This is a genomic window from Actinoplanes sp. L3-i22, from assembly GCF_019704555.1.
In the GTDB taxonomy this organism is placed as follows: domain Bacteria; phylum Actinomycetota; class Actinomycetes; order Mycobacteriales; family Micromonosporaceae; genus Actinoplanes.
Genome location: NZ_AP024745.1, coordinates 10,178,221 through 10,196,748 on the forward strand (window position 1 = coordinate 10,178,221; position 18,528 = coordinate 10,196,748).

Here is an 18,528-nt window from a genome sequence, read left to right on the forward strand (position 1 = left end):
GTTGCCCGCGCGCGGTGTCCGCGCTGCGGGGGAGGCAGCCCGGCCGATGAACAGAAAGGCCAGTCATGCCCACGACATACGGGTTTTTGAGCACATATCCGCCCACTCAATGCGGTTTGGCAACGTTCAATGCCGCACTCGCCACCCATCTGACCGCGGGAACGCCCGGAGCGGCCATCGGATCCGGCGTGGTACGCCTGCTCAGTCAGGACAACGCCAGTGGGGGAATCGCACTCGACCGGGCCGCCCCCCGGATCGTGCACACCTGGGACACCGACCGGGCCGGCGGCTGGCCCGGCGCGGCGGACACGCTGAACCGCTACCACGTGGCGATCATCCAGCACGAGTACGGCATCTACCCCGGCCACGCCGGCGCCGAGGTGCTCCCGCTGCTGCACGCCCTCAAGGTCCCCGCCGTCGTGGTGCTGCACACCGTCCTCACCAACCCCGACCCCCAGCAGCGCGCGGTGCTGGAGGAGATCGTCGACGTCGCGGCGGCCATCGTGACCATGACCGACACCGCCCGGCAGCGCCTGACCGCGAACTACGTGGTGAACCCACGCAAGATCACGGTGATCCCGCACGGCGCGGCCAGCCACGCCGGGGTGCCCCGCGAGGACCACGACCGGCCCAACCTGCTCACCTGGGGGCTGCTCGGGCCGGGCAAGGGCATCGAGTGGGGGCTGCGGGCCCTCGCCCTGCTCGGTGACCTGCGGCCGGCCCCGGTCTACACGGTCGCCGGGCGGACCCACCCGAAGGTCATCGAGCACCAGGGCGACGTCTACCGGTCGTCGCTGGTGGAGCTGGCCGCTGAGCTCGGCGTGACCGACTCGGTGCGCTGGGTGGACGCGTACCTGGAGCCGGCCGAGCTGTCCCGGCTGATCCGGTCGGCGGACGCGGTGGTGCTGCCGTACGACTCGACCGAGCAGGTCACCTCCGGGGTGCTGATCGAGGCGGTGGGCGCCGGGATCCCGGTCGTCGCGACCGAGTTCCCGCACGCGGTGGAGCTGCTCGCGGACGGGCCCGGGCTGCTCGTGCCGCATCAGGACCCGGAGGCGATGGCGCTGGCGATCCGGCACGTGCTCGCCGAACCCGGGCTGCCCGGGCGACTGGCCGGGCTGGCCGGCGGACCGACGCTGCGCTGGCCGGCGGTGGCCGCCCGCTACCAGGCCCTGGCCGCCCGCCTGCTCGCCGACCGTGCCCCCTTGGCGTCCGCGACTATTCCGGCATGAGCCAGGGGTTGCGGCTGATTCCGCCGCCGATCCGGCTCACCGACGTTCCCGAGCCCCGCTTCGACCACCTCCTGCGGCTCTCCGACGACACCGGGCTGTTCGAGCACGCGCGCCACGCGATCCCCCGGCGCGAGCACGGCTACTGCGTCGACGACGTCGCCCGGGGCCTGCTGGTGGTGGCCCGGGAGCCGCACCCCGCCCCGGACGTGCTCCGGGCCGCCGAGCGCTACCTGGCCTTCCTCACCCACGCCCAGGACGCCGATGGGGCGTTCCGCAACCGGATGGGCTACGACCGGCGCTGGCAGGACGAGGCGTCGCTGGGCGACTGGTGGGGCCGGGCGCTGTGGGGGCTGGGCACCGCCGCGGCCCGCTGCGGCACCGGGCGGCTCCGCCGGGAGGCGATGTACGCCTTCCGCCTCGGCGCCGGCCGGCGCTCCAGCTGGCCCCGGGCGATGGCCTTCGCCGGGCTGGGCGCGGCCGAGGTGCTGCGCGCCGACCCGCACGACCGGATCGCCGCCGAGCTGCTCGGCGACGCGGCCACCGTGATCGGCCTGCCCGGCTCCGACCCGGAGTGGGTGTGGCCGGAACGGGAGCTGACCTACGCCAACCCGGCCCTGGCCGAGGTGGTGATCGCGGCCGGCGACCTGCTCGGCGACGAGGCGCTGCTCGGCGACGGCCTGCGGATGCTCTCCTGGCTCTGCGACACGCAGGAGCACCAGGGGCACCTGTCGACCGTGCCGGTCGGCGGCTGGCGCCCGGGCATCCCGAAGCACCGGCACGACCAGCAGCCGATCGAGGCGGCGGCGACCGCGGACGCCTGCGCCACGGCCGCCGCGGTCACCGGCGACGAGCGCTGGGACGCCCCGCTCTTTCAGTCGATCGCGTGGTTCCTGGGCGACAACGACACCGGATCGGTGATGTGGGACAGCGAGACTGGCGGTTGTTATGACGGATTGACGGTTGATGGTCCTAATCTGAACCAAGGAGCCGAATCCACCCTCGCGCTGGTCGCCACGCTGCAGCATGCCCGCACGCTGGCGACTCGACGCGCGACCCGACCGTCAGGCGGCTTGGCGTGACAGCGACCGTGAACTCCACCGACATCACCCGCCACAACATCACCATGGCGCCCGACGGCCGCCGCGTGGTCATCAAGCTGTTCGTTCCCGGCGAGGACGCGCACGCCACGCACAACCGCGCGGCCTGCATGATCGAGCGAATGCTGCAACTCGACGAGACCGACATCGGCACGCTGCTCGACGACGTGCTGAACCGCTTCGCCGGGCGGCACCACGACATCCTGTCGGTCTTCCAGCACCACTACGAGGTGGTGCAGCACCGGGTGCCCACCGGCATCGAGCTGTCGCCACAGGCCCGGACACTGATCGGGGCGTACTTCAGCCACGAGTTCTCGGTCGAGGCGGCGGCGCTGTGCAACCCGTCGATCGTCCCGCACCCGGACCAGAGCGACCTGGCCCCCGGCGAGCTGCGCGGGGCGCTGAGCCTGCGGCAGATCGGCGAGGGACACATCTCGTCGATCGGCTTCTGCAGCGTGATCATCGGGCCGGGCGCGGCGATCCGCCTGGAGGACCGGGACGGCCCGCTCGCGATCGGCAGCCGGGTCGGCGCCAAGCACATGAAGCACCAGCTGTTCGCCGCGCTCGGCGACGAGGACATCGACAACGAGGCGTCCGCGTACATCCTGAACGCCCTGCCGGACCGGTACGACGACACCGAGTTCGAGGACACCCTCAGCCACATGCCGCCCGAGCTGCTGGCCCGGCCGACCACCCCGATGACGATGGACCTGATCCGGCGCATCGTGATGGACGACTACGCGGTCACCTTCCCGCCCACCATGCCGCTGCACCAGCGGGTCCTCTGGCCGGCCACGCCCAGCGAGAGCCGGGGCATGGAGGACGCCCGGTTCGTCCAGGTGATCGACCCGGACGGGCGGCCGGCGTACCAGGCGACCTACACCGCGTACGACGGGTTCAACATCTCCGGGCGGGTCATCTACACCCGTGACCTGCGGCACTTCGAGGTGACCGCGCTGCACGGGCCGGCCGCGCAGAACAAGGGCATGGCGCTGTTCCCGCGCTACATCCGGGACAAGAAGTGGGCGCTCTGCCGCTCCGACGGCGAGACGCTCGGCCTCGCCGTCCGCGACGAGCAGCACCGCTGGCAGCCGGTCGGCCCGCTGCTGGTCCCGTCCCGCGGCTGGGACCTGATCCAGGTCGGCAACTGCGGCTCGCCGATCGAGACCGAGGCCGGCTGGCTGGTGCTCACCCACGGCGTCGGGCCGATGCGGCGGTACGCGATCGGCGCCATGCTGCTCGACCTGGACGACCCGTCCAAGGTGATCGCCGACCTCCCGCAGGGGCTGATCGACCCGGACGAGATCGAGCGCGAGGGGTACGTGCCGAACGTGCTCTACTCCTGCGGCGGGATGGTGCACGAGGGGCGGTTCTGGCTGCCGTACGCCTCCAGTGACGTCCGGATCAGCTTCGCCAGCATGCCGCTCGACCGCCTGCTGCACCGGATGCAGCCGGTCGAACGGTAGGTCAGACGGTTCCGGCGACGACCCAGATCGTCAGGACCGCCAGGAAGTCGCCGCGGGCGCCGGCCGCCGCCACCTCGGTCAGCCACTCGTCGCGGAGGGCCGGTGGGGTGTGCCAGGCGTCCGCCGGCACCCGCGGGTTGACCATGGGGAGCACCACACCGGCCGAGTCGGGGCTGCCGAACAGGCAGGTCACCGGGGTCGCGGTCAGGCTGTTCAGGCCGGCCGCGACCAGGCGGCGGCGCAGCGTCCGGCCCATGTCCCGGCCCGGCGGCAGGAAGTGCCCACCGACGTACGTCATCAGGGTCTTCTGCAGTTTGGTGGGCATGCCGTCGAACAGCAGCGACTCCCAATCCGTGTCGACCAGGCAGATCCGGCCGCCCGGGCGGGTCACCCGGCGCAGCTCGGCGATCGCCCGGTCCGGATCCTCGACGTGCTGCAGCACCCGCTCGCACCACACGCCGTCGACACTGTCGTCGGGCAGGTCGAGCGCGGTGACGTCGCCGGTCACGTAGTCCACGTTGCTGTCGTCGTGCTGGGCGATCGCGGCCGCGGTGAGCGCCGCCGACTGGTCCAGCGCGATCACCTCGCCGCGCGGCCCGACCTCGGCGGCCAGCTCGCGGGCCACGTCACCGTTCCCGGAACCCGCGTCCAGCAGCCGCGCCCCGAGCGCCGGCCGCAGCGCGTCGAACCCGGCCCGCCGCACCCGCCGGATCTCCGGATGCCGGCCCATCTCGATCAGCGCGTCGAGCACCATCGTCGACATCTCGGTGGGCAGTCCGTCGATGTCGGAGAACGGCGTACGTTCCCTCTGCGCGGGTTCCATGCGCCGATTGTTCTCTGGGCCAACCCGATTCGCCGGTCCCCGTCATCCATCCGACAGGGGGCTCCACCTGCTTTTCTTTTGATCCGTTCAAGTACCGTGAGGCGCCTGTGAACGAGGAGCACGCGATGACCACACCCCAGCCGGCGCCCGAGACGCCGGCCTGGATCACCTGGCCGATCCGGGCGATCGCCCTGATCGTGGTGTTCCCCTTCCGCCTGCTCTGGGAACTGGCCGTCCTCGTCAAGCGGTTCGTCCTGGTGCCCGTCGGGCGGGCGCTGGGCTGGCTGCTGCGTACCTTCCTGGTGGTGCCGCTGCTGTGGTTGCTCCGGCAGTTCCTGCAGTGGGTGCTGCTGCCGATCTGGCACGCGCTGCGCTGGACGGCGGCCGCGCTGGTCACCGGCGTCGCCTGGGCGCTGCGGGCCCTCCTGCGGTTCGTGCTGCGCCCGGTCGCGCTGGCGATCATGTGGGTGCTGGTGCCGGTCGCGCGGGCCATCTACAACTGGGTGCTCGTGCCGGTCGTCCGGGCGCTCTACAACTGGGTGCTGGCACCGCTCGGGCACGGGCTGGCGTGGGTGCTGATGGCGCTGTTCCGCTGGGTGCTGGTGCCGCTCGGGCAGGGGACCGTGTGGGCGGGCCTGATGTCCGGCCGGGCGATCGGGTGGACGGCCCGGGCCGTCTACCGGTGGGTGCTGCGCCCGGCCGGCCTCGCGATCGCCTGGCTGGCCGTGCGCTTCTACCGGGGAATCGCCTGGTTGGCCGTGGCCTTCTACCGGGGAATCGCCTGGCTGGTCGTGGCGTTCTACCGCTGGCTCCTGCGCCCGATCGGCCTGGCCATCGCCTGGGCCTGCTGGGCTGTCTACCGCTTCGTGCTGCGCCCCGTCGGCCTCGCGATCGCCTGGGCCTCCCGGGTCATCTACCGGTTCGTGCTGCGCCCGATCGGCATCGCGATCCGGTTCGCCTGGCGGAATACGTTCGGCGCGCTGTTCCGCGGCATCGCGGCGTCCGGCCGCTGGCTTCGCGACGAGGTTCTCCGCCCGGCCGGGAGTGTGGTGCGCGCCGCTCTGGGACAGCGCCGCTGATACCACATTTCGTGACGCGGCGTCATGCGGGCGTTATCACAAGTAACGGCCGGGTGCACCCGTAACGGTCTGGCAATCGATGTGAAAAACTTCCGGCATGATCGAGCAGGTGCGGTTCGGGCTGGTGGGGTACGGCAGCGGTGGGCGGATCTTCCACGCCCCCCTGATCTCGTCGGCGGCGAACATTGATTTCGCCGGCGTCGTCACCACCTCGGAGGAGCGCCGCAAGCAGGTCGCCGAGCAGCTCCCCGGCGTCGGGACCTACGACTCGCTGGCCGCGCTGGCCGCCGACGGGGTGCGCGCCGTCGCCATCTCCACGCCCGCGGCGACCCACGCCGACCTGGCCCTCGAAGCCATCCGGCTGGGCCTGGCCGTGGTCGTCGACAAGCCGTTCACGCTGGACGCGCCGACCGCCCGCGAGCTGGTCAAGGCCGCCGAGGCCGCCGAGGTCCCGCTGACGGTCTACCAGAACCGGCGCTACGACTCGGACTACCTCACCATCCGCAAGCTCATCGAGCAGGGCTCGCTCGGCACGATCCGCCGCTTCGAGTCCCGGATGGAACGCTGGGCCCCGGACCGTCTCCCCGGCGCGGCCGGCGGCGGCACCCTCCTCGACTTCGGCTCCCACCTGGTCGACCAGGCCCTCAAGCTGCACGGCCCGGCCCAGCGCGTCTACGCCGAGGTCCGCGGCGACACCGAGCTGGACGACGACTTCTTCCTGGCCATGCACCACCTCAGCGGCGTCGAGTCGCACCTGTGGGGCAGCTGGCGCCAGGGCGGCCCCGGCCCCCGTTTCCGGGTGACCGGCTCGTCCGGCACGTTCATCTCCCCCGAGCTCGACGGCCAGGAGGAACTCCTCAAGGCCGGCAAGACCCCGGCCAAGCTGGGCGACCGCTGGGGCATCGAGCACGAGCACCGCTGGGGCCACCTGTGGCGCGGCAAGACCGGCGCCCCGGTGGAGAGCTGCCGCGGCCGGTGGGACCTGTTCTACCCCGCCTTCGCCGACGCGGTGCTGGGCAACGGCCCGCTGCCGGTGGACCCGTGGGACACGGTCCGCGCCATGGAAATCCTGGACGCGGCCCGGGTCAGCGCTTCCACAGGCCGCTCCGTCACCCTCTGACAGCCCGTTCCGCCCCGGCGACGGCCACGCGCGGCACACTCCCGGCCCGATCGCAGCCTGATCAACCGGGCCCGACCACCCCGGCCTGACCGCCGCTGCTCACCCGGCCCGACCACCCGGCCTGACCGCCGCTGCTCACCCGGCCCGACCACCCGGCCTGACCGCCGCTGCTCACCCGGCCCCGGGCCTGACCGCCGCCGGCTAAGTCGACCCATAGCTCCACCCGTGCTCGGACCGCTCTCCCTTGCGGTCCGAGCACTGCCGTTTGCGCCTGAACCACCACATCCGGCAGCCCGACCGCCGTCCCCCGCGCCGCCCACCGCCCCTCGCTGTCCGCCCACCTCTCCAGGCAGTTCCGGCCCTCGCCACCGGCCGACCCAGCAAAACACAACTCCGATGATCAACGCGGTTATCCACAGTGGCGGGTTATCCACAGGGCGCCAGCACGATCTTGAACTTCCTCGGCAGAATGCTCACCGGGCGGCAGCGTGCTGGAATTGCATTTCCGCAGCCTGAGAAGCTTTTACGAATGCGGAAACATATGTCTTCGCATTAGCCGAGAATGGCATGATCGAATACTTACACGGCGGGCCTGAAGGGCGGGAGAATTGTCGCATGACTCAGCTGCCACTGTTCAAACGGAGTGAGATCGCCGGCATGCGGCACCGGACGGCCTCGCGCAATTACTCGGCAGCACGTGACGAGTTTCGTCGCGAACACGAAAGGCATCGCGCCTGGGGCCTGAAACGTCGCCACGCCGAGCGCCTACGCCAAATCCGCGAACGGGACGCCGCGCCACCAGCAGCCCCTAACCCGCCCCTGGACCCCGCACCCGGACCCCGCACCAGCGGAGGACACCAACACCGCGGATGAGGCTGGCCCAGGGATGACACCCACTCACCCTCAAGAGGCCGGTCTCACGCCAAGCACGGAGGTCAAGCCGATGGCGCATGGCCTCCGCTCGCAGAATTCAGCATAACCGCGAACCAGTGGAGGCAGCCAGACCAATGGCCGCTTTTCGCCGAAAGCGAAAGGCAACTGCCGAGGCAACCGGAAATAGATGCCGAACGCGGTCGGCACGACGAAAGATATTAACGCGGCGCTGACGGTAATAAAGGATTCACAATAGGACGAACAGGAGAGTGACCCACGAGCGGCAGAAGGGCTAGAAAGGCGTGCCCGCGTCCGGACGGTGGACGCGGGCACGCGGTGCGGTGCTGCGGTGCGCAGGCGACGGCTGGGGGCTTGGTGTGGTGTTGTTCAGGGGGCCGCGACCGGCAGGAAGCCGGTCGCGGCCTGGGTAAGGCGGGCCAGTTGCGGCCCGGTCGGATGGGCTAGTTGCGGCCCGGCGGGCTGGGCCAGGTGCGGCCCGGGTGAGGCGGGCCGGGTGCGGCCCGGCCCGGTGGCTAGTTGCGGGTGATGGTGAACGTGCTCGTGGGGTTCTCGATGTCCTTGTAGTTGTTGCTCAGGGTGAGGTTCGTGAAGGTGGCCGATCCGACCGCCGGGCCCTGGCCCGCCTCCGGGAGCGGGTTCGCCCAGATGCCGTAGCCGGACTTGGCGTCGTAGGCGTCGCCGCTCTTCTGCGCGCCCGTGATGCTGACGTTGGTGAAGACCGAGTCGGTGATCGGGTTGACCGGGTTGCCGCCGATGTACTGGGTCTGGAACATGATTCCGGAGTAGGTCGGGTCGACGATGTCGACGTTGCTGACCCGGATGCCCTGGAAGACCTTCGACGCGCTGAACATCCAGATCGCCGGGAAGACCTGGGCGCCCCAGAAGTGGCCGCCGGCCCGGACGATCGAGATGTTGTCGAACACCGTGGGCGGGTTGGCGCCGAAGCCGTTCATCGGGTAGCCGAAGTCCAGCGAGCTGATCGTGATGCCGGAGTAGACCAGCGTGTCGGCGATGTAGATGTTCTTGAACGTGTTCGCGTAGCCGCCGTAGACCGCGACGCTCGCGGCCCGCCAGGTCAGCGTCGACGACAGATTCGAGAACGTGTTGTTGATCTCGTCGGAGCCGCCCGCGTCGATCGCGGAGAACAGCGCGAACGAGTCGTCCCCGGTGGCCCGGGCGTCGTTGTTGTCGACCAGGTTGCCGGTGCTGCCGTTGGTCATGTTGATGCCGTCGGCGAACGTGTCCCGGATCCGCGAATTCTTGATCACCATGTTGTCGGTGTTCGCGCCCCAGTACAGGCAGACCACGTGCTCGGCCCAGATGTTGTCGATCGTCACGTTGGCCACGTTGGCGAAGTCGAACACCTTGCCGGGCCCGTCGATCCGGGTCGTGTAGTTGCCGAAGAACGCGAAGTTCGCGAACGTCGACCCGTTGGCGGTGGCGTCGGCCCGGAAGCCGGCGTCCGTCTCGGACTGGGTGGCCGGGGTGTAGAACCGGGTGTACCAGGGTCCGGCGCCGACGACCTTGAGCGCCTTGCCGTACACCTGGAACTTGTTCGAGGTCTGGTAGTCACCGGCGGGCAGGTAGACGCCGACCTTGGTGGTGTCCTGGCGCGCGGCGTCCAGGGCGTTCTGCACCGACTGCTGGTCGAAACCGGCCGGCACCACGTACTTGGTGGCGTCCGGGTTCGTGACCGGGGCGACCTGCTCCAGGTTGATGAAGTCGATCGCGATGTTGCCGCTGTTGCCGGAGTCCTTCTGCAGCTTGATCGTGCTGCCGGCCGGGAACGAGCCGTTCAGCAGGATGTTCGCCTCGTCGTAGATGTGCCGCGGGTCGGAGCCGGAGTTCTGCGGCGCCGTCTCGTTGCCGTACAGCCACGCGTACTTCGAGGTCAGCGGCAGGGTCTTGTTCAGGGTGCCGTTGACGTACACGTTGATCGAGCTGGTCGTGCCGTCCGGGATGGAGAACCGCGCGACGACCGTGTTGGTGGCGTTGCGGGTGGTCCACTGGACGTACGAGCCGGTCTGGTTCAGCGTGACGGCCTTGCGCCCGGACGCCTCGCCGGCCAGGTCGCCGACGGTGCGGTTGGGTCCGACGACGTTCGCGCCGCCGCCGGTCGTGCCGTCCTCGGCCTCGTACATGTCGTACGGCATGTTCGCCCCGCGACCGACGAAGAACGACTTCTCACTGGTGTTGTTGGCCTGCTTGACCGGCAGTTCGTTGGTGTCCGTGGCGACCACCGTACGAACCGTGTACTTGCCGTTCACCGCGGTCCAGGTGCCCAGGCTGATCGACGGCGACGACGCGCCGGCGGCCAGGGTCCCGGTGTACGACCCGGTGAACGTCTTGACCGTGGTCGACCCGTTCAGCACGGTGACCGTGACGTTGTGCGCGCCGCTGCCGCTGGCCGCGGTGCCCTGGTTCTTCAGGGTCGCCGCGAACGTGACGGTCTGGCCGGCCGACGGGTTCCCGGGCGACCAGGAGACCGCCGAGGCGACCAGGTCGGAGCTGCTGACCGGCGCGACGACCAGGCTGGCCGGGTTGGTGTACGAGTTGTTGGCGTCGTTCGTCTCGACGACCGTGTTCGCCTCGTCGACGATGGCGGAGAGCGCGTAACTGCCCGCGTCCCGCGCGCCGATCGACGCCGAGACGGTCGAGCTGGCACCCGCGGCGAGCGCGCCGACCGTGGCGGTGCCGACTTTCGCCGTACCCAGGTAGAAGTTGATCGAAGAGGCGGGGGAAGCGGCCGTGCCGGCGTTGCGGACCGTGCCGGACAGCGTGATCGCGTCGGTTTCGACCGGCGACGCCGGCGCGAAGGACAGCCCGGTGACCGTCAGGTCCGGGTTCGGCGCGGCGGTCCCGATGACCTGCAGTTCCGCGACCTGGCCGCTGGGCGCGCCGGTGTTCGCGGTGAAGGAGAGGCGCAGGTCCGCGGTGGTCGCGGAGACCGGGATGGTCACCGTGTTGCCACTCGAGGGATTGAAGGTGTACGTCGCGGAGCCCACGATCGTGGTGTAGCTCGACGAGGACTGCTCCCGGCCGAGGACCGCGAACGTCTGCTGCCGGGTGCCCCAGTCGGTCGCCGGGTTCAGCTTGACGACCACCGAGGAGACGGTCGCGTTCGCGCCCAGCTTCACGGTCAGGTTCGCCGGGTAGGCGGAACCCTCCCAGTAGGTGGCGGTGTCGTTGTCGTTCGCGTTGGTGGCGACGAACGTGAACACCGACGAGGACGCGTCGATCGGCTTGCCGACCGCGAGGTTCGTGCCGGTGCCCGGGTTGCCGGTACGCGTCACCGTGTTGCTCGCCGCGGACTCGTTGCCGGCCGCGTCACGCGCCTTCACGTAGTACGAGACGGTCGCCGTGTCGGCCTGGCTGTCGGTGTACGTCGTCCCGGTGACCGTCGTCTTGAGGGTCCCGTTGGCGTACACGTTGTAGCCGGTCACGCCCACGTTGTCGGTCGAGGCGCCCCAGGCGAGCCGGATCTGCCCGCTGGCCGGCGTCGTGTAGGACAGCGTCCCGGGCGTGGTCGGCGCCTGGGTGTCCCCGGTCGCACCGGTCCGGGTGACGGTGTTGCTGTTGCCGGAGACGTTGCCGGCGGCGTCCTTGGCGCGCACGTAGTACGCCACGGTCGCGGTGTCCGGCTGGCTGTCGGTGTAGGTGAGCACGTTCCCGGCGACCGAGGTCCGGAGCACGCCGTTCGCGTAGATGTCGTACCCGGTGACGCCCACGTTGTCGGTCGAGGCGTTCCAGTTGAGCCGGATCTGACCGCTGGCCGGCTCGGTGTAGCTGAGGCTGCCGGGCGCGCTCGGCGCCTGGCTGTCCCCGCTGACCGGGCCGTAGAGCTCGACCTCGGAGAGCTGACCGGCGGGCCAGGACGTGTTCGCGGTGAAGTTCAGGCGCACGAAACGCGCGCTCGCGGCGGTGAAATCGACGGTCACGATGTTGCCCGAGGCCGGGTTGAACGTGTAGCCGGCGCTCGCCTTGAGGTCGCTGAACGACGTGCCGTTCGTGCTGCCCTGGATCGAAAGTGTCTCGGTCCGGGTGCTCCAGGCGGTGGCCGGCGGCAGCTTGAGCACGGCCTGGTTGACCTGGGTGGCGGTGCCGAGGTCGACCTGCAGCCACTGCGGGAAGGCGTTGTTGTTGCTCTCCCAGTACGTGTTGGCGTTGCCGTCACCGGCGTTTCCGGCCGGGTAGACGTCGGTGTAGCTGCTGGCGCTGAACGTCTTTCCGGCGGCCAGGTTGGGTCCGGCGGCGAGCGCCGCCGGGGCGTGGACGAGCGCGGCGACCACGCTCGCGGCCGCCGTGGCAGCCACTATGAGCCTGAATCTGGACATGCGGGAGCGCACCTTTCTTCCATGAGAGGTGAGGGGGACGCCGGGCGGGCGGTTATCGGTGGGAGCCACCCGCCCGGACGAATCAGGAGGTGTAGACCTCGAACTCGGACAGCTGACCCGCTGGCCAGCCGGTGTTCCCCGTGAAAGTGAGGCGCAGATAGCGCTGCGTCGTGGCCATCGAGACGGTCACCGTGTTGCCGCTCGCCGGGTCGAACGCGTAGCCGGCGCTCGCCTTGACCGTGCTGTAGCTCGAGCCGTCGGTGCTGCCCAGGACGGACAGCGTCTCGGTCCGGGCGGCCCACGCCGTGGCCGGCGGGAGCTTCAGGACGACCCGGCCGACCGCCCGGTTCTGGCCCAGGTCGACCGTGACCGACTGCGGGAAGGCGTTGCTGCCGCTCTCCCAGTAGCTGTTCGCGTTGCCGTCGGTCAGGTTCGCCGGCGTGTAGACGTCCGCCTGGCTGGTCGCGGTGACGGTCTTTCCAGCCGCGAGGTTGCCGGTCGGAACCGGCGGGGTGGTCGTGGGCGGGGTGCTGGTCGGCGGCGTGGTGGTCGGCGGCGTCGTGGTTCCGCCGCTCGCGTAGAGCTCCAGCTCAGAGAGCTGCGCTGCGGGCCAGCCGGTGTTGGCCGAGAAAGTCAGCCGCACATATCGGAAGTTTCCGGTCGTCAGGGCGACAGTCGCGCTGTTCCCGCTCGCCGGGTCCAGCGTGACCCCGGTGGCTCCGGCCAGTGGCGTCCAGTTGGACCCATCCGTGGATCCGGCGATCGCGACGGTCTCGGTCCGCTTCTCCCAGCCTGCCGGCAGCTTCAGTACGGCTTTGCCGACGGTCTGCGCCGAGCCGAGATCCACGGTGTACGTCTGCGGGAACGCGTTGTTCGCGCTCTCCCAGTACGTCGCCGCGTTGCCGTCCACCGCGTTGGCGCCCGGGTAGGGCCCGTTCGCGGAGGAGACGGCGACGGTCTTGCCCTGCGCCAGGTTGCCGTTGGCCGGCGGCGGCGTGGTGCTGGTCGACGGCGAGGGGGTCGGCGAGGACGAGGTCGGCGGGTTGGACGGCGTCGTGGTGGTGTTGCCCCACTTCGGCGCCGGCCACGGCCCGCAGTACGGTGTCGCCGTCTGCCACCCGGAGTTCCCGCCACCGTCGGTGATGGCCAAGCCCGAGCCGGTGCAGTTGTAGGTCGGCGGGTTCTGGGCGATCCCGCTGGCCTTGACGTTGGTGAACGTCGCGGTGGCCGGGGCCTGCGCCTGCAGCGCGAACGTACCGGCGCCGACGATGTTCACGTTGGTCAGGTTCAGCCCGCTGGTGCCGTTGCCGATCCACTGGATCGCGGCGTACGAGCTGTCCAGGATGTCGGTGTCGGTGATGTTCAGGGTGGCCCCGGTGATCGCGCCCGAGTCCGGCCAGAACCAGATCGCGCCGATCCCGAAGTTCCAGTTGTAGTCGGAGTTGCCGGTCCGGATCAGCGTGTTGCGGGCCATCGTCCAGGTGCCGGCGACCGCGGTCGCGCCCTGGACCCCCGGGTACCGGTTGCCGATGTGCAGGCCACCACCGTTGGAGACGGTCTCGGCCATCACGTTGTCGCTGATCGTGATGTCCCGGCCGCCGTAGCTGACGATGTTGTTCGCCAGGATCGGCGCGACCACGGTGTTGTGGGTGAAGGAGTTGCCGACGTTCGGCGTGTTCTCCGCCCACATGGCCAGGCCGTCGTCACCGGTGTTGCGGACGAACGTGTTGGTCACCGTCGAGTTGGTGACGCCGATGTGGAAGTTCACGCCGTCCGCGGTCTGGTCCAGGATGCGGCTGTTCTTGATGGTGAACCGGTCCATCGGGCCGTCCATCCAGGCGCCGACCTTGGTGTGCTGCATCCACACGTCGTCGATCGTCGAGTTCGACATGGCCCCGCCGAACGCGTTGACCTGGTCCTCGTCGACCCGCTCCTGGATGTCGCCGATGACCGCGAGGTCCTTGACGGTGACGTTCTGGCTCGGGCCGCCCTGGCCGACGTACTTGCCGTAGATGCCGGCCGCCAGGTTGCGCTGGGTGGGGTGCCGGCCGCCGAGCACGGTGTACCAGGGACCGGCCCCGGCCAGCGTGACCCGGTCGACGATGACGTGGCTGTACAGCGTGAAGTTGCCCTGCGGGAGGTAGACGACGCGCCCGGAGGCGGCCCCGGCGTCGACCGCGGCCTGGATCTTCGCGGTCGAATCGGTGGCCCCGGTCGGGTCCGCGCCGTAGTCGGCGACCGCGTCGATCGCGCCGGACGGCTTGCCGATCGGTCCCGCCACGTTCTCGAAATCGGCCAGGTCGACGGTGAAACTCGGCGACTGCGCGGTCGAGCTGACCTGGATCCGGATCTTCGTACCGGCCGCGTACGTGGTCCCGAACAGCGCCCGGGCCTCGTCGTAGAAGTGGTGCGGGCGGCCGTCGCCGGCGTTGTTGGTGAACGGGTAGTAGCCGTAGTACCAGCTGTACTTCGAGGTCACCGGCACGGTCTTGATCAGCGTCGAGCCGGTCCGCAGGTCCAGCGTCGCGCTCTTGCCGTCCGGCACGCTGTACCGGAAGGTGACCGCGTTGGCCGGCTTGGTGAGGGTGAACTCGACGTACTCACCCGCGGCGTCGAGGGTGACCGCCTCCCGCCCGGAGGCCTCCGAGGAGAGGGTGCCGTAGGTCCGGTCGGTACCGGTGGACGTGCCGTTGGTCGCGGCCTTCTCGGCCTCGATCTCGGTGAACGGCACGGTCGCGCCCCGCCCGGCGACGTCGAACGGGGAGAGCCCGGCGGCCTGAGCCGCGGGCGATTGCCAGATCACGGTGGTGACGGCTGCCGCGAGGACGGCGGCGAGCGTCGCTAGTGGGGCGGTGCGGTTGGCCATTGTGCCCTTCCTTGGTGTGGCCAGCCCCCGGTGTGTCCGGTCCTGCTCGTAGGCGCCTCCAGCGGTGGAACCGGAGGCGCCTTCGGGTTTAGAGACGCAGCCAGATCGCGGTGTCCTGGGGGAGGAGGTCACCGTCGAGCGGGCCGCTGGCGAGCAGGATGGTCTCGTGCTCCGGCAGGGGAACGGGTGCGCCGGAGAGGTTGAGCACGCAGGCGAACTCGGCGCCGCGGGTGTAGGCGAGCACCGTGTTGCCACGGTCCAGCCAGGTGAATCCGGCGCCCTGCGAGCCGCGCAGGCGGATCGCCGAGCGGTACAGCTCGAGCATCGAGTTCGGGTCGCCGGTCTGCGCCTGGACCGTGCGGTCCTTCCACTCGGCGGGCTGCGGCAGCCACGGTCCGGCGGTGCTGAATCCGTACGGCGGCTCGTCGCCCGACCACGGCAGCGGGACCCGGCAACCGTCCCGGGTGTGCCCGCGACGGGCGTACATCGGGTCCTGGATCTGCTCTTCCGGAATGTTCTCGTTCTCCCAGAGACCCAGTTCCTCGCCCTGGTAGACGTAGGTCGCGCCGGGCAGGGAGAGCGACAGCAGGGCGGCCGCGCGGGCCCGGCGGGTGCCGAGCTCCAGGTCGACCGGGGTGCCGTCGAGGTTGTTCTCGAAGCTGAACGTGGTGTCCGTGCGGCCGTAGCGGGTCACGTGCCGGGTCACGTCATGGTTCGACAACACCCAGGTGGGCGGCGCGCCGACGGTGGCATGGGCGTCCAGTGTCCGATCGATACAAGCCTTCATGAGGTACGGATCCCACGCGCACCCGAGGAAGTCGAAGTTGAACGCCGCGTGCAGTTCGTCGGGTCGCAGATAGTTCGTGAAGCGCTCCACCTCCGGCATCCACACCTCGCCGATCAGCGCCCGGCCCTGGTACTCGTCGGCGACGCGACGCCACGCCCGGTACACGTCGTGCACCGCGTCGAGGTCGTGGAACGGGTGCGGTTCGCCGTCCCGTACCTCAGGGAAGTTGGTGTCCTTGAAGAGCAGTGCGGCCGAGTCGATCCGGATGCCGTCGGCGCCCCGGTCGAACCAGAACCGCAGGATGTCCTCGAACTCGGCCTTGACGTCCGGGTGCTCCCAGTTCAGGTCCGGCTGCTCCGGGGTGAACAGGTGCAGGTACCAGGAGCCGTCGGGCGCCGTGGACCAGGTCGTCCCGCCGAACTCGCCGGTCCAGTCGGTCGGCATCTTCTCGGACGCCGGCCGGAACCAGAAGTAGTCCCGCTCGGGCGCGTCCGGCGAGGCGATGGCGGCCTTGAACCACGGGTGCTCGGAGGAGATGTGGTTCGGCACGATGTCGACGATCATCTTGATCCCGGCCGCGTGCGCCTCGGCGATCAGCGCCTCGGCCCCGGCGAGCGTGCCGAAGGCCGGGTCGATGTCCCGGAAGTCGGCCACGTCGTAGCCGGCGTCCGCCATCGGCGAGGGGTACCACGGGCTCATCCAGATCGCGTCCACCCCGAGGTCGCGGAGGTGACCCAGGTGCGCGCGGATGCCGTCGATGTCGCCGACGCCGTCACCGTCGGAGTCGGCGAAACTCCGCGGATACACCTGGTAGATGACCGCGTCGCGCCACCACGCACTGTCTTTTGCGGACACGAAAACTCGCTTTCTGCGTATTATTGCCGCATTTTTTGCGCTTTGGCGGGCGCGCTCGCCTCGATCGGAGGCGGCGCTCAGCCCTTCAAGCTGCCCGAGGTCAGGCCGGACATGATGTTCCGCTGGAAGATCAGGAAGATGATCACGGTCGGAATCGCCGCGATGACCGAGGCGGCGACGATCTCGTTCATCGCCGTGCCGCCGGAGAAGGCGTAGATGCCGACGCTGACCGTGCGCGTCTCCGGTGACGGCATGACCAGCTTCGGCCAGAGGAAGTCCTTCCACACGTAGGTCACCGCGAAGATCGAGACCACCCCGAGGATCGGCCGGGACATCGGCAGGATGATCGACCAGAGCGTGCGCAGCGGGCCCGCGCCGTCCACCTGCGCCGCCGACATCAGTTCCTCCGGGATGGAGTCGAAGAACCGCTTCAACAGGAAGATGTTGAAGGCGTTGGCGACCAGCGGCAGCCAGATCGCGAACGGCGAGTCGAGCATGTTGACGTGCACGAACGGCAGGTTGATCACGGTGACGTACTGCGGGACGACCAGCACGATCGCCGGGATCATCAGGGTCGCCAGCATCGCGCCGAGGATCACGTTGCCGAGGATCGGGCGGAGCTTGGAGAGGGCGTACGCCGCGGCGGTGTCCAGGACCAGCTGGAACAGCACCGCGCCGATCGCGTAGTAGAACGTGTTGAACAGCAGCTTCGCCAGGTCGAGGTTCTGCCACGCGTTGGTGTAGTTGGCGATCTCCGGGTGCTTCGGGAACAGCGTCGGCGGGGTCTGCGCGATCTCGTTACCCGACTTGAGCGCGCCGGTGACCATCCAGTACAGCGGCCCGATGAAGACCAGGGTGAACGCGAGGACGACGAGCGCCAGCAGCGCCCAGTAGACGTACCTGCCCTTGCCGCGCCGCAGCTGCGCCTGCGAGACCAGCGTGCGGGTGCCGGAATCCTGTGCCATCTCCTACCGTCCTAATCGTTCTTCGTCGTCAGGCGCAGGTAGAACGCCGAGAAGGCGGCCAGGACGACGAGCATGATCACGCCGAGCGCCGCGGCGCCGTTGAGATCGTTCTGGAAGAAGCCGTGCTGGTAGATCAGGTACGCGACGGTGGTCGCGGAGTCCTGGGTGCCGGCGCCGTTGGCCAGGATCAGCGGCTCGACGAAGACCTGCATGGTGGCGACGATCTGCATCATGGCCAGCAGGCCCAGGATCAGCTTGGTCTGCGGGATCGTGACGTTCCAGATCCGCCGCCAGAGGCCGGCGCCGTCCAGCTCGGCCGCCTCGTACAACTCACCGGGGATGTTCTGCAGCGACGCCAGGTAGATCAGCACCGCGCCGCCCATGTTCATCCAGGTCGAGGCGAGCACCATGGCCGGCATGGTGGCGTCGGCCGACTGCATCCACTGCGAGGTCGGCAGGTGCAGGAACTTCAGGATCGCGTTGAACAGGCCGGCGTCGCTCGGGTCGTACGCGTAGAACTTGAAGAGGAACAGCGCCGAGGCCGGCGGCAGCATGACCGGCAGGTAGACCAGGACGCGCAGGTAACCCTTGGCGTGCCGCAGCTCGTTGAGCAGGATCGCCACGAAGAACGGCACCGCGTACCCGATGATCAGCGCCAGCAGGGTGAAGTAGACGGTGTTCTTCCAGGCGGGCCAGAAGCTCGGGTCGGCGAGGATCCGGGTGTAGTTGTCCCAGCCGACCCAGGTGGTCACGCCGCGCCGGGTCTTCTGGAAGCTCATGACGATCCCGCGGATCATCGGGTACCAGGTGAAGAGCGCGAAGCAGAGGACCGCGCCGATCAGGAAAGCGTGCCCGGTGATGTTGTCGCGGATCTTGCGGCTGCGCCGCGCGCTGGTCCCGGCCCGCGTCGCGCTGCGGGTCAGCTGCTCGGTCGTGCCCGGGGCGGTGATGGTCGCCAACGGAAAACTCCTGCGGTGAGTCGGAAGGGTGCGGGCCGGTCGGTGACCGGC

At 69.7% G+C, this 18,528-nt stretch carries 11 protein-coding genes; 5 read left to right on the forward strand and 6 right to left on the reverse strand.

Annotated elements, in window-relative coordinates:
- The first annotated feature begins 65 nt into the window (after positions 1 to 65).
- Genes L3i22_RS45180 through L3i22_RS45190 form a run of 3 tightly spaced genes read left to right on the forward strand, consistent with a single transcriptional unit; the run spans position 66 to position 3,795 of the window.
- Positions 66 to 1,232, forward strand: coding sequence for a glycosyltransferase (locus L3i22_RS45180; RefSeq protein WP_221323567.1), 1,167 nt, complete (start codon positions 66 to 68; stop codon positions 1,230 to 1,232).
- Positions 1,229 to 2,311, forward strand: a complete 1,083-nt coding sequence (locus L3i22_RS45185; protein WP_221323568.1) for a glycosyltransferase — start codon at positions 1,229 to 1,231, stop codon at positions 2,309 to 2,311. The genes L3i22_RS45180 and L3i22_RS45185 overlap by 4 nt, the downstream gene beginning before the upstream one ends.
- On the forward strand, positions 2,308 to 3,795 hold the full coding sequence (locus L3i22_RS45190; RefSeq protein ID WP_221323569.1) for a glycoside hydrolase family 130 protein: 1,488 nt from the start codon (positions 2,308 to 2,310) through the stop codon (positions 3,793 to 3,795). Before L3i22_RS45185 ends, L3i22_RS45190 begins: the two co-directional genes overlap by 4 nt.
- Before the next feature lies 1 nt (position 3,796).
- On the opposite strand, the gene L3i22_RS45195 is transcribed toward L3i22_RS45190, so the two are convergent.
- Positions 3,797 to 4,618: a methyltransferase domain-containing protein gene (locus L3i22_RS45195; RefSeq protein WP_221323570.1), complete on the reverse strand. Its 822-nt coding sequence runs from the start codon at positions 4,616 to 4,618 to the stop codon at positions 3,797 to 3,799.
- Positions 4,619 to 4,743: 125 nt separating this feature from the next.
- On the opposite strand from L3i22_RS45195, the gene L3i22_RS45200 reads away from it, so the two are divergent.
- Both L3i22_RS45200 and L3i22_RS45205 read left to right on the forward strand, forming a co-directional pair.
- Positions 4,744 to 5,697: a hypothetical protein gene (locus tag L3i22_RS45200; protein WP_221323571.1), complete on the forward strand. Its 954-nt coding sequence runs from the start codon at positions 4,744 to 4,746 to the stop codon at positions 5,695 to 5,697.
- Positions 5,698 to 5,794: 97 nt separating this feature from the next.
- Positions 5,795 to 6,817: a Gfo/Idh/MocA family protein gene (locus tag L3i22_RS45205; RefSeq protein WP_221323572.1), complete on the forward strand. Its 1,023-nt coding sequence runs from the start codon at positions 5,795 to 5,797 to the stop codon at positions 6,815 to 6,817.
- Positions 6,818 to 8,223: 1,406 nt separating this feature from the next.
- Here L3i22_RS45205 and L3i22_RS45210 read toward each other — a convergent pair.
- The 5 genes from L3i22_RS45210 to L3i22_RS45230 all read right to left on the reverse strand — a co-directional run bounded on the left by L3i22_RS45210 (position 8,224) and on the right by L3i22_RS45230 (position 18,477).
- Positions 8,224 to 12,045 (reverse strand): discoidin domain-containing protein, encoded by a 3,822-nt coding sequence (locus tag L3i22_RS45210; protein ID WP_255657637.1) that lies wholly within the window; start codon positions 12,043 to 12,045, stop codon positions 8,224 to 8,226.
- Between the two features lie 82 nt (positions 12,046 to 12,127).
- Positions 12,128 to 14,911 (reverse strand): discoidin domain-containing protein, encoded by a 2,784-nt coding sequence (locus L3i22_RS45215; protein ID WP_221323573.1) that lies wholly within the window; start codon positions 14,909 to 14,911, stop codon positions 12,128 to 12,130.
- Between the two features lie 88 nt (positions 14,912 to 14,999).
- Entirely contained in the window at positions 15,000 to 16,553 is a 1,554-nt protein-coding gene (locus L3i22_RS45220) for a glycoside hydrolase family 13 protein (protein ID WP_221323574.1), read from the reverse strand.
- Positions 16,554 to 16,630: 77 nt separating this feature from the next.
- Positions 16,631 to 17,518, reverse strand: coding sequence for a carbohydrate ABC transporter permease (locus tag L3i22_RS45225; protein ID WP_221323575.1), 888 nt, complete (start codon positions 17,516 to 17,518; stop codon positions 16,631 to 16,633).
- An 11-nt stretch (positions 17,519 to 17,529) separates the two neighbouring features.
- Positions 17,530 to 18,477: a carbohydrate ABC transporter permease gene (locus L3i22_RS45230; RefSeq protein WP_221323576.1), complete on the reverse strand. Its 948-nt coding sequence runs from the start codon at positions 18,475 to 18,477 to the stop codon at positions 17,530 to 17,532.
- Between the last annotated feature and the right edge of the window lie 51 nt (positions 18,478 to 18,528).

Bases quoted from the DNA above. Each gene is read 5' to 3' on its own strand.
- L3i22_RS45180 (WP_221323567.1), top strand. From the start codon at position 66: ATGCCCACGACATACGGGTTTTTGAGCACATATCCGCCCACTCAATGC.
- L3i22_RS45185 (WP_221323568.1), top strand. From the start codon at position 1,229: ATGAGCCAGGGGTTGCGGCTGATTCCGCCGCCGATCCGGCTCACCGAC.
- L3i22_RS45195 (WP_221323570.1), bottom strand. From the start codon at position 4,618: ATGGAACCCGCGCAGAGGGAACGTACGCCGTTCTCCGACATCGACGGA.
- L3i22_RS45200 (WP_221323571.1), top strand. From the start codon at position 4,744: ATGACCACACCCCAGCCGGCGCCCGAGACGCCGGCCTGGATCACCTGG.
- L3i22_RS45205 (WP_221323572.1), top strand. From the start codon at position 5,795: ATGATCGAGCAGGTGCGGTTCGGGCTGGTGGGGTACGGCAGCGGTGGG.
- L3i22_RS45210 (WP_255657637.1), bottom strand. From the start codon at position 12,045: ATGTCCAGATTCAGGCTCATAGTGGCTGCCACGGCGGCCGCGAGCGTG.
- L3i22_RS45215 (WP_221323573.1), bottom strand. From the start codon at position 14,911: ATGGCCAACCGCACCGCCCCACTAGCGACGCTCGCCGCCGTCCTCGCG.
- L3i22_RS45225 (WP_221323575.1), bottom strand. From the start codon at position 17,518: ATGGCACAGGATTCCGGCACCCGCACGCTGGTCTCGCAGGCGCAGCTG.